This window comes from Terrimonas pollutisoli (assembly GCF_029360765.1).
Taxonomy (GTDB): domain Bacteria; phylum Bacteroidota; class Bacteroidia; order Chitinophagales; family Chitinophagaceae; genus Terrimonas_B; species Terrimonas_B pollutisoli.
This window is the reverse complement of sequence record NZ_JARKNA010000003.1, coordinates 147941-159727: the sequence shown is the minus strand read 5'-3', so window position 1 is coordinate 159727 and position 11787 is coordinate 147941. Positions and strand designations below refer to the sequence as shown.

8 protein-coding genes are annotated in these 11787 nt (G+C 42.6%); 4 read left to right on the top strand and 4 right to left on the bottom strand.

Annotated features, from left to right (window positions below):
- Positions 1-18 precede the first annotated feature (18 nt).
- A complete protein-coding gene (locus P2W73_RS07240; RefSeq protein ID WP_276501336.1) occupies positions 19-1509 on the bottom strand; it encodes an FAD-binding oxidoreductase in 1491 nt (496 codons plus the stop codon).
- Between the two features lie 350 nt (positions 1510-1859).
- On the opposite strand from P2W73_RS07240, the gene P2W73_RS07235 reads away from it, so the two are divergent.
- The 3 genes from P2W73_RS07235 (at position 1860) to P2W73_RS07225 (ending at position 6316) form a co-directional block, all read left to right on the top strand.
- Positions 1860-1982: a hypothetical protein gene (locus tag P2W73_RS07235; protein ID WP_276501335.1), complete on the top strand. Its 123-nt coding sequence runs from the start codon at positions 1860-1862 to the stop codon at positions 1980-1982.
- 914 nt (positions 1983-2896) lie between these two features.
- A complete protein-coding gene (locus tag P2W73_RS07230) occupies positions 2897-3439 on the top strand; it encodes a heme NO-binding domain-containing protein (protein ID WP_276501334.1) in 543 nt (180 codons plus the stop codon).
- Between the two features lie 15 nt (positions 3440-3454).
- A complete protein-coding gene (locus P2W73_RS07225; RefSeq protein WP_276501333.1) occupies positions 3455-6316 on the top strand; it encodes a response regulator in 2862 nt (953 codons plus the stop codon).
- A 183-nt stretch (positions 6317-6499) separates the two neighbouring features.
- Here the strand turns inward: P2W73_RS07225 and P2W73_RS07220 are convergent, their stop codons facing one another.
- Positions 6500-8998 carry a DUF5916 domain-containing protein gene (locus tag P2W73_RS07220; protein WP_276501332.1) on the bottom strand — a complete coding sequence of 833 codons (2499 nt, stop codon included), beginning with the start codon at positions 8996-8998 and terminating at the stop codon, positions 6500-6502.
- A 183-nt stretch (positions 8999-9181) separates the two neighbouring features.
- The gene (locus P2W73_RS07215; RefSeq protein ID WP_276501331.1) at positions 9182-9760 is read right to left on the bottom strand and encodes a TMEM175 family protein; all 579 of its coding nucleotides are present in this window, start codon (positions 9758-9760) and stop codon (positions 9182-9184) included.
- 540 nt (positions 9761-10300) lie between these two features.
- Between P2W73_RS07215 and P2W73_RS07210 the strand changes: the two genes are divergently transcribed.
- Positions 10301-10999, top strand: coding sequence for a DUF998 domain-containing protein (locus tag P2W73_RS07210; RefSeq protein ID WP_276501330.1), 699 nt, complete (start codon positions 10301-10303; stop codon positions 10997-10999).
- Between the two features lie 356 nt (positions 11000-11355).
- Here P2W73_RS07210 and P2W73_RS07205 read toward each other — a convergent pair whose 3' ends face one another.
- Positions 11356-11763 (bottom strand): winged helix-turn-helix transcriptional regulator, encoded by a 408-nt coding sequence (locus P2W73_RS07205; RefSeq protein WP_276501329.1) that lies wholly within the window; start codon positions 11761-11763, stop codon positions 11356-11358.
- Positions 11764-11787: the final 24 nt, after the last annotated feature.

The window sequence follows — 11787 nt, the reverse complement described above, 5'->3', positions numbered from 1 at the left end:
GCTTACAGATTCAAATATTTAAGCCTTTGCCGGAGTGATGTTTTGATTAATGCGAAACATGTTACCAGGATCATACTTACGCTTCAAAATAGCCAACTTCTCATATTTCTTTCCATAGCCCTGTTTAACGCGGTCTTCGCCTTCGTCTCCAATATAGTTCAGGTAAACGGCCTTTGACATGAATGGCTTCATTGCATCATAAAACTCTTTTGTCCATTGGATATTTGTTTCTGAATCTGCAGCATTGGTCCATTCGGATGTAACAAGAAAATTGAAATTGCAATTCCGGTAACCAAATGCAGTCTCATCTTCACCAATCTGACTCATAGCACAGTCGCCAATATGTTCGAGGACAACTACGGTTCGTGGGGAAGGAACACTGGCAAAGAATTTAAGAATAGTATCAATGGCGCCATCACCAAGCTCATTGAGAAAGTTTGACTTCCAGTAATTATATAATCCCCGGGGCCATAGAAAATCCGCCATCGTTTGAGCCGCACTGTAAGGCATTGGTTGAAAAATGTCGGCCGCAGGCGGGCCAAATTCGCGGAGCGGACGCAAAGCCTCTTCACCGATGCCAAGAGATCCCGTATAAACGCCGCCCATTGCTACGATACCTTCCTGGTGCAATATATCCGGCACAGGGAGTTCAGCAGGGGGATGGAATAGCAAGGCTCCTCCCGTTAGCTCTATCGGTGATTTATCCGAAAAGTCACGCCAGTACTGAAGAGCTTTTCTGCCTTTTGATGCAGGATGCAATACCAGGCCACCCAAAACTGTACCGGCAGAATGTACTTTGAATTTGAACGATGAGACAATTCCGAAATTTCCACCACCACCGCGAACACCCCAGAAGAGATCTTCGTTTTGAGTTGAATCAGCAGTTAGAAGCCGTCCATCCGCAGTTACAACATCCACGGACAAGAGATTGTCCAACGCCATGCCATGCTTGCGAAGGAGCCATCCCAGTCCACCACCCAGCGTAAGTCCTGAAACGCCAGTGGTAGACACATAGCCGCCTGTAGCAGCAAGACCGAAAACCTGCAGGTCGTGGCTAAGTTCGCCCCATGTAACACCAGGTTCAACCCGTGCCGTGCGATGTGTGGGATCAATTCGTATTCCTTTCATGCCGGAGAGATCAATGACAATTCCACCATCACAAACCGAACTTCCTGCAACATTATGACCGGCGCCGCGAACAGCTACGAGCAGGTTGTTCTTTCGGGCGAAGTTGACGCTGGCAATGATGTCGGTTACGGTAGTACATTGAACTATCATAGCGGGACGTTTGTCTATCATTCCGTTGTGTACCTTGCGTACCTCGTCATAAACAGCGTCTTTGGTACCAACCAGTTTTCCCCGAAGGCTGTTCTTAAACTCATCAATAATTTCTTTTGAAACTACTCTTTCTTCACCCGTGGTTGTAGTAATCCGCACATTTGATATTATATCTTCCAGTTGATCTGCCGGGGCGGCATTACTCTCAACAGTTGCATTTTCTGTAATCATAACGAAAGATTTAATAGTGAGATAATTTTTTTTAGGACACATTAAGGAGACATAGAAGTCATTTGAAGAATACAAAAATAAAAATATAATTTAGGCGACTTCCAGCTTTTACAGCATTTAATTTTCCGTTTCTCCGGGGGGCTTCCGTTTCATCAGGGTTTTCAAAATATTTCAGTTCCTTCGGGATCTTTCAAATAATAATCTACAATAAAAGAAAATGTTATTACAAGATTTCCCGTTATCCCAATACCGGTAAATTCCATATTCCGTTAACAGAGATCTTACACCACATTCGTGAAGCCCATGCCTTACCGGTCACCCCTGTAAAAGGATGTTTCAACTTTCAGCGGGTGATCAACACAGAACAACTCATCGGCTTCGACAAAGCCGGCCAGCCCACTTCCACTATTACCATCCTCACCGACGGCAAGATCATCACCGCATTCCCCGACACGCTTAATAACGAAACATAAGAGCACATGCCGCCCCTACAGGGCTTGAAATAATAAATAGTTCTACCCACATCAGGCCCCGCTGGTGCCAAAAACCTTCGCCATCAGAATTAAGTCAACACCTTTCCCCTATTATCATCGACAGAATCGGGCCAGGACATCGCGGTTTTACAAAGAAGAGAAGCCGATTCAATAACTGGCAGCAGGTAAAATGAAAAATGAAATTCAGACAAACCAAGTTAGTTAAACAAAGTAAAAGACATTACCGGCGCCTCCTTTTCGCCTGCTGTAGAAATGATAATGCTATTATCAACACTCCTGGCGAAAAAGCAGCGCCTTTCGTTGCCTCCCAAAGCATGCTACGGAGTCTTCGTCCTGCCATTTCGGATAAACAAACGACTTCCAAATTATCAGACTTTTTGTGCGTTGGCCGGACAAATAGCGGAGCATTTATTTGTCCTTGAACTTTTGGTTCTTTTCGTTCAAGCGAAAAGAACAAATAACTACATCCTTCCTTGCCGGATGTCCATTCTTTCACCGTCGATATCTCACTGCATAGCCATGTGTGTGGCATGGACTCGCCATTAAAACTTCTCAATGGATGGATAGGTTTTCTCAGCAGTGCAGATCATAACTGTTTGCTGATACAATAACCTGCCGGCCAGAACCAGAAAAAAATAGACCAACTTATCAATTCGTAGTAGTTGTTTTTACGGTTATGGTGTAGAGTTTTGTTTACAGAAAAATACCTGCTGCAAGTGACCGGCGGCTATACCTCTGATCTCTAAGTATTCTGCCGGGTTCTATATAAGTGATAACACTGTTGTTGAAATTCCTTACGGAAAAGTTGCTGTGAAAATTTAATAAAAAGCGGAAAAGCCCGTTACTGGTAATGCGTTTGTGAAATTAATATTCTTTAAAAAAAACCAACTACCATGTACGGTATTGTAAATAAAGCCATCCAGGGACTCATCGTGGAAAATTTCGGCGAGGAAGCATGGCAGAAAATCAAAGATAAAAGCGGCGTTCATGTCGATGCTTTTTTAAGTAATAGTTCATACCCGGATGAGATGACATATAAGTTAGCCGCTGCTGCTTCCGAAACGCTGAACCTGTCAATGAAAGATGTGCTGATTGCATTTGGCGAATATTGGGTGCTTAACACGGTGACAAAAGGTTATGGTTCGCTCATGAAATCAGGAGGTAGCTCATTGAAAGAATTCCTGGTAAACCTGCCTGACTTTCACAGCCGGGTGATGCTGACTTTTCCTAACCTGACTCCACCTGAGTTTAGGGTATCAAACATCAAAGACAGATCACTGCGCCTGCAGTATTACAGTAAGCGGGAGGGACTCATGCATTTTGTCTTTGGACTCATCCAGGGCCTGGGAAAATCCTACAATACTGATACTAAGATTACCATACTAAAACAAAAAAATGGGACTTATGACCATGATGAGTTCTTAATAGAATGGTAAACAAAACGCCGTGCCATGAAAACACCAGCCAACATCCTGGAAGGGAAACTAAATATCCTTTTCCCTTTTTATTTTATCGCTGATAATTCGCTTACCGTTACCGATGCCGGCAAGAGTTTGCAGAAACTGTTTCCGGGCATCGTCGGCAGGCAACTGGCAGACTGTTTCCGGTTTAAACGACCTGGCAAGGTGGCTTACCAGTTTGATTCTATCCTGAGCTATACTGATCAGATATTTATTATTGAGTCAATCGAAAAAGAATCCCTTTTATTTCGGGGACAAATTCTTAAAATAGAGGAGCTTCCCCACCTTTTATTTACAGGTTCTCCGTGGATAACCAATGCGGATGATTTGACAAAGTATGAGCTCCTTTTAACCGATTTTGCCCTGCATGATACTACCGTTGATATGATCAGGACTATTACGTCAAAAGAGGTCATGATGAATGATATGGAGGAACTAACCAGGAACCTGGAGAGGCAGAAACAGGAATTAATCATATCGCAGGAAGTTATTCGTAAAAATGAAGAACGTTTCCAACAGGCTGCAAAGGCTACAAGGGATGTAATGTATGATTGGGATATGGTAAACAATACAGCCTGGGTAAATGACCAGCATTACATTGCTTTCGGATATGAAAAAGAAAACAACTTTGTACCAGGACTTGAATGGTGGGAATCAAAGCTGCATCCTGAAGATCATGACCGGGTACTGGCTTCGATTGAAGAGACTACCATGCAAAAAAAAGATTTCTGGACTGCAGAGTACAGGTTTCGTCGTGCAGATGGCAGCTATGCCAATGTTTTGGACCGGGCTCTCATTTTTTATTCAACAGATGGTCAACCGATTCACTGCCTTGGCGTCATGACGGATGTATCGGCCCTGAAGGAGGCTGAATGTGAGCTTCGCAAGGCAAAAGAAGCGGCCGAAGAATCAGTAAAAACTAAAAGCGAGTTTCTTGCCAACATGAGCCACGAAATACGAACCCCGCTCAATGGTATTATCGGCATGACCGAAATGGCGATGGAGACAGACCTCACTGCTGAACAACAACATTATATCGACATTATAAAATCCTCTTCGGACACCCTGCTGGGATTGATCAATGATATTCTTGATTTTTCAAAAATCGATGCAGGTAAGCTTGAGCTTTCAGCCGCACCGTTTTCCCTACGGAAAGAATTTCCAAAATCTTTACAGTCCCTGGGCTTCAAAGCTGCCGGGAAAAAAATTGAATTCTTGTGTTTCATTGATCCGGACGTCCCCGATGATTTGGTTGGCGATATCTTGAGGCTGGAGCAGGTGATTGTGAATCTTGCAGGCAATGCCATCAAATTCACTGAAAAGGGTGAAGTGATTCTTCGTATACAAAGTCAATCTTTTACTGACGAAGAGGCTGTTCTTTATTTTGCCGTAAGCGATACTGGTGTAGGAATACCTGCCGACAAATTGCCCATCATTTTTGAAAAGTTCACACAGGCTGATGCTTCCACCAGCCGCAAGTTTGGAGGTACAGGCCTGGGGCTTGCCATTACAAAACGACTTGTAGAAATGATGGGTGGCACGATATGGGTGGAAAGTACCGAAGGAAAAGGCAGCACATTTCATTTTACCATTCCTTTCCGGCTGCATTCAAAGCAAGTCTTGCCCTCTTGCATACCGTTTCCGGAAATGGAAAATACACGGGTACTGATAGTAGAAGATAACAAGACAACCTGCGGATATCTTACTGAAATGCTCGGACATTTCAACATGAAATCAACGGCTGTTGACAGGGGTGAGGATGCTCTCATAGAGCTAAACCGTGCTGTCCGTCTTGGGCGGCCCTACTCGTTGGTATTGCTCGATATTACATTGCCCGGCCAACTGGATGGACTTGATGTGGCTGAATCCATTAAAAATAATGCGGCGCTGAAAGACACGGCAATCATTGTAATTACCATTTCGCAAAAGCCCAGCGACCGGCAGCGCTTTTCATTGTTGGGTATTCACGACTATTTCTCCAAACCATTCAGCCAGTGTGAGCTGATTGAAAGCATAAAAAATATCCTGGGAGGAAAATCATTGCTAAATGAAAAACGCTCCGATCAACATCGTTTGAAAAATGGAGAGCCGTGTTTTGCTGTAACGTCTAAAGGCAATCTTAAGATCCTGCTGGCAGAGGATAACAAAGTGAACCAGGAAGTGGCGATAAGTATGCTTAGCAAACAGGGATATGAAGTACATATTGCCAATAACGGGGAAGATGCGGTAAACGCAACGCTAAAAAATTCTTATGATCTTATACTGATGGATGTTCAGATGCCGCTCATGAATGGCTATGAAGCGACAAAAAAAATCCGTCAATTGCAGCGGGATACAATCAGGCCTATTCCCATCATCGGGTTAACGGCTAATGCAATGAATGGCGACAGGCAGAAATGCATTGACGCAGGCATGGATGATTACCTGAGCAAGCCGGTGAGAATGCAAAATCTTCTTGCTGCTATTGACAAGCTGGGATTAAGTGACGAAAATTCCGAAACTAAAAACAATGGTGGGAAACAGTTGAAAGTTGGATTAGAAGAGCTGTTCAATAAATTGGGCGGTAACAAAAAGATAGTTGCTACCTGTCTGAATTTGTTTCACGAAGAAGTTCCTCCATTACTAAACAAACTAGACGCTGCTTTAAAAGACGACAACCCGGATGAAGTAAGAGCTATCTGCCACGGATTACGGGGGGCTTTATCAACGATGGAAATGTATGAGGCGGCAAAAATTGTTAAACAAATTGAACAAATGGCGGAATCTAACCGGTGCCAGGAAATCAAAAAGCTTTTCCCATTGTTGAAAAATGAGATCAAAGAAGCGACAGATTACATTGGAAGCGTGGTTTGAAATGTGATGTAAGAGTACCTGTGAAACACTTTAACTCAATCTTCGATTTTTTCCGACGCTGCAGTTATTTCCAATATATCGCCACCACGGAGCTCTGAAATAATGCATGATGCCGGGGCTACAATATTTGGCCCCCTGGGCCAGTTAGTTCAGCATCCAGCAGCTTCTCACCCCGGCAAAGGATTACAGCTTTTTACCAGCCTTACTGCTATGTTTCTTAAGACTGAGGTAGTCCAGGAAATAAATAACTTTTAAAGAGAGATTGTTATTGTTGTCTGAATCGAGTGTATTGCCCAGGTTTTTGAAATAGCCATTTTCTACCTGGTTGCTGTAATGCTGTGTTGCATTTTTCCAAACAATATTTAAGAAACTTCCGGGTGCAAACTGCCAGGTATATACCATATCAATATTGAAGAAGTTTACATTTTTGTTTGCACCAGGTTGGAAGCCCTGGTTGAAACGTAAATTACCATCCTGCTGCAGTATATAAAATTCTTTATTATCAACAGTGCTTAAATAATGTCTTGCCCGGAACGTAATGCCCATCTTGTTGCTGAAACTATATTTGGCGCTGAGTACATGTTCGATGGTGTTTACTTTTCGTTTAGCAAAGTTTATATCGCTGCTGCCTTCAACATAGGTGTAACCCATATTGTTGTAACTGGGTTGATAACCGATCCGGTGAGAGAGTGATAATTTATTATTGAAGCGAAAATTTTGACCTAACCACATATCCATGGCAAAAGAATTATAGAAATTGATGCTTGATCGTGCATAAAGTTCTGTAAACCATGAATATTTTTTGCTGTAATTACTTTCAAACCATACACCTCCGCTAATGTTTGCACCCCGTTTAAAAAACCACCCTTCTGTTCTTGGCTCATAAAAATCGTTTTGTTCAAAATTGTACGTCACATTTCCTCCGATCCACCATAATTTTTTGCTTTGAATATTTGTATTCACATTTAATCTTGCAGATTGATAGGTTTCATCGCTGGGTGCAATTTTCTTTGAGAGAACACTCAGGTTTGAATTAAAGTTAATGTTGATACGGTTGTACCAGTTTTTCGGTTCAACCCATTTATAACCTAACCACAGGTAGTGGTTAATAAAATTATTGTTGGTAAAATAACCCATGTCATCACTGTTATACCGGGTATCCGTTCTCTCCTGCGAGAGATTAAAATTGAAACGTCCGCTTGTTTTGCCTACATGCAGTTCGTGGCTGAAACCACTTTGTGTATTGCCGGTGGGCAGGTAGCCGAAACGGTTACTCATGGCCAGTTTGCCGCCAAGGTTCCAGGTATTCTTTTTATTATTCAGTTCAAACAAACCAGCCGTTACATTGGCGTCATAGTCAGGGCCGCTGCGCCAGACATTGGTGTTGATCAGTGATACACTCGAATTATTCTTCAGTGTTTGATCAAGTACCAGTACATTGTAGTTGGTAAGCGGATCGGTAAGTATTTTTCTTTTTTCTTTTGTAACAGTATTTTCAATAGTGGCATACTGCTCTTTTGTTATCGCATTTAAAATACCTATTCCCAGTCCATTCTGCATTCTGCCGGAAATCTTTGTTGCATTGATCAGTTTTGATTCCGTAGGATTTTTGACAACGGTTTCGTTGCTGTCTGTTTTATTGTACACATCGTATAAACGAATAGGGGATCCGCCAATACGTCTTGAATAAAAAAGATTGCCTTTACTGAACAGTTCAGTACCTTCTGTAAAGAAGTTCCTGTACTCGTTAAACTTTACTTCAAATGGGGTAAGGTTAAGCACCTGGTTATCGCTTTGTACCTGTCCGAAATCCGGTATCAATGTAGCATCTAATGTAATAGCCTGGTTAATGCCATACTTAACGTCGAGCCCGCCATTTACCTGGCTTGTCCAGTTTTTTTGTCCCGGTTGGTTGCCCGGAAAATGATTGGCATAAACAGAAAAATAAGGAGAGAACTGCAAACGCAGGGGAGGCTTAATATTGGAAATATTTTTCCAGATTCCTTCCTGGGTAAGAAACCCATTTACATTGGGATCAATTGGGTTCCAGGTGTTTTGTTGTTCAGTTTTTCTTCTGCGGCGGGTAATATTAAGACCCCAATCCTGCACTTCTTTTTTGCCGAACCGGATGGCAGAAAAAGGAATGAACATTTCAAAACTCCAGCCACTGTCTGTGATAACAGCCCCGCTTTGCCATACGGCATTCCAGCTAAAATCTTCCATGTCGGTATTTGGGCTGGGCGGATTCATTTTTGAATCCCATTGTTCACCTAAGGGTGTAACAAAATATTCAAATCCGTTCAACTTATCGTTATAGGTGTCAATAATTATTCCTACATAATCATTCGCACCAAAACCATCACGGGTGCCGGTTAACTCTGTAGCGATGCTGTCTTTCGTTCTTTCATGGCAAAAGCCGCCGAAATAAATCCCTTCATCGCTGTACATGAGCCAGGCAATGGTTTTGTTAGCAGGATCTTCCAATGCACCGATCTTTGGCCTGAACTCTACCATATCTTTCATAATAGCGGCATCCCGCCAGGCACTATCATTTAGTAAACCATCGATTTTTACAATACCGTAAGTGCGTTTTGCTTCAAGTTCTCTTATTACTTTTTTTTGGGCTGTGCTGCTGAAGGAAACAAGCAACAATGCTAGCCATAATGTAAAGCTGGTTCTCATTATTCCGGTAGTTGGTTCTACGATTTACGTTTGATGCAAAAAAAAGTTACACTACTAACAATTTCGTAACTCAAAAATCACTGATAATGATATCTGTAGTGAGTTAATTTATTTGAATTGCAGCTTATGCCTGACAAGTGGTATATTTTAATTCACCTCGTTGTCTATTCAAAGCACGATGCCCTACTGTGATTTACTCGCCTTTTCCATTCTTTTATCAGGTATAAACCAGGCGGCTGCAACTAACGCATACAGCAAAACTCCAAACCACGGAGATAAAAAGCTAAGCCCGGCGCCGGCAACATACATCACAACAGACAAAATGCCTTTCCAGTCTTTGCCCAATGCAATAGCCAACGAAGAATCTTTCCCATGCAAATCAGCCAGGCAATGTGCCAGCAGGTAATAAGCAATGCCCGCCATGGCGGCCACCACGCCGTATATGACTACCGGAAAAGTGGCAAAATTATTTTCACCCATCCACCCGGTGACAAATGGAAACAAGGAGAGCCAGAAAAGCAGGTGCATATTGGCCCACATCACGGATCCGTTAATATGCTTTGCCGCATGCAGCATGTTGTGGTGATTGTTCCAATAAATGCCGATATAAATAAAACTGAGTACGTAGCTCAGGAAAACCGGTATCAATGGCTTCAAGGACTGCAAGGATGCCTCATGCGGCACTTTCATTTCAAGCACCATGATGGTGATAATGATAGCAAGTACGCCATCGCTGAAAGCTTCAAGCCTGCTTTTTGTCATAATAAGATAGTTATGTCCGGCAATATAAATAATTCCGTCGCCAGGGTTGTGCCTGGAAAATGAAAGCCGGTTAAAGATAAAGTATCGCAAATTGCGATGCCAAAGCCCCGGACATATTTAACGCCGGCTTGGTGTACTGAGCCTGCCTGTTGGCAGCTTATCCTTACCAAAATCTCTCCCTTAATGTTTTCGCTCTAATAACCCGGATATAGGAAATATCCAGCGCCTTGTTTTTCGCCAGAAGCTGCGGGGTCCTGGCCTCGTAGCTTTCTATTTCTTATCCTGAAAACCATTACAGGAGCTGGTTAATATACAGCAGTTTTAATACCCGGCCTCCGCAAAAAAAGCCCCGATGCTTCAATGCTTGGTTGGAGCCTGCAGACGCACCATGGCAGCAGAAACATGATGACAGCACCTGAAGTTCTGCATTTTTTATCCATCTCTGTCCGAACTATTTATTTTGATGAGAATCAGGTTTTATTTTGATGGCCGTCATTTTCCTTTTACAGTCACAGTCCGAACTTCTGGTTGCAAAAAAAAATGATGAAGCCGATTGTAGTAGAAACCGGGAAGCCATTATACACGCCAAAACTGTTGCAAAAATTTTTACTCATTTGCGGCATCTTCTCCTCCCTGTGGTATGTCGTAATAAACATTGTTACACCAGCGCAGTATGCAGGTTATAGTATCGCATCGCAAACAGTGAGTGAACTCTCAGCGATAGACACTCCTACAAGAACACTATGGGTTGTACTTTGCATATTTTACACGCTGCTTTTAATTGCTTTTGGCTGGGGTGTTTGGGTATCAGCAGGCGACAACAAAAAACTCCGTGTTGTCGCAGTTGTAGTTGTTTTCGATGCTGTCTTCGGATTATTCTGGCCGCCGATGCATCAGCGTGAAGTAATCGCAGCCGGCGGAGGGACGCTTACGGATACATTGCACCTTGTTTGGGCCTTCGTTCATCTTATTTTAATGTTACTAATGATCGGGTTTGGAGCAGCGGCGTTTGGAAAACAATTTCGCAACTACTCCATAGCAACCGTTGTTGTCTTTATCGTATTTGGCATATTGACTACGATGGAAAGTTCCGGAATTGAAGCGGGTAAACCGACACCTTATATCGGCATTTGGGAGCGGATCAATATGGGAGCTTATATGTTATGGATTGTTGTATTTGCCATTGTTCTTTTACAAAGTGAAAAGATGCGAAATACAATGAATGCTATTAATGCCTGAATCAAATGAGAACCTCTTTGGAAGTCCTGGCTATTTTCTTCCTTCTTTCCTGACTCTCCCATTTTCTTTCACTGGCGATGTCTCACTTCTTGATCATGTGCAGATTCTTCCTGTAAAAGGAATATAACGATCTTGGCTCCTCTTTAGTTAAATGAATGACCTTCAACAACGGGCTCATTTTAGATACCTGCGACGGATACTTGTATAAAAGAAAATTATTTTTTTCATCCGAAATAATAGCTCCCCTTTTTAAAGATCTCCCGATTAGAAAAAGAGCTACGGCTACAGCCCTTGGTAACGATATTTTTCGCCCCCTTCTCCCTTCCAGGTTCAATGAACCCGAATGGTTAAATACATCATGATCGATAAACAGTCTTATTGCTAATATGTCCATCGCGGCCTGTTCTTTTACTTTTCCCCATTATCTTTCTCCGGTGGGCAGTGCCCCACTCATACATAGCGAGTAAAACTTTTTCCAGCGATTTTCCATATTCAGTGATCTCATATTCCACCGTAGCAGGAATGGTATTGTACACTGTCCGGGTAATCATATGATTCATTTCCAGGTCCCGCAGCTCTTTTGAAAGCATGCGTGGTGATATACCCACAACTGTACGTTCTATTTCTTTAAATCTTTTTTTGCCCTCAAACAGGCAGCCCAGGATGGGCAACTTCCACTTACCGCTGAAAAAATCAAGCGTATCATTTACCGCTTTAGCAAACTCCGTAGAGCATTTCGGCATTTCAGTTTTTGTTGTTCGCATTTTGTTCGTTTTTGATGCTATACC

Excerpts from the sequence above, each read along its gene's own strand:
- P2W73_RS07215 (WP_276501331.1), bottom strand. The coding sequence starts at position 9,760 with ATGACAAAAAGCAGGCTTGAAGCTTTCAGCGATGGCGTACTTGCTATC.
- P2W73_RS07225 (WP_276501333.1), top strand. The coding sequence starts at position 3,455 with ATGAAAACACCAGCCAACATCCTGGAAGGGAAACTAAATATCCTTTTC.
- P2W73_RS07230 (WP_276501334.1), top strand. The coding sequence starts at position 2,897 with ATGTACGGTATTGTAAATAAAGCCATCCAGGGACTCATCGTGGAAAAT.
- P2W73_RS07205 (WP_276501329.1), bottom strand. The coding sequence starts at position 11,763 with ATGCGAACAACAAAAACTGAAATGCCGAAATGCTCTACGGAGTTTGCT.
- P2W73_RS07240 (WP_276501336.1), bottom strand. The coding sequence starts at position 1,509 with ATGATTACAGAAAATGCAACTGTTGAGAGTAATGCCGCCCCGGCAGAT.
- P2W73_RS07210 (WP_276501330.1), top strand. The coding sequence starts at position 10,301 with ATGATGAAGCCGATTGTAGTAGAAACCGGGAAGCCATTATACACGCCA.
- P2W73_RS07220 (WP_276501332.1), bottom strand. The coding sequence starts at position 8,998 with ATGAGAACCAGCTTTACATTATGGCTAGCATTGTTGCTTGTTTCCTTC.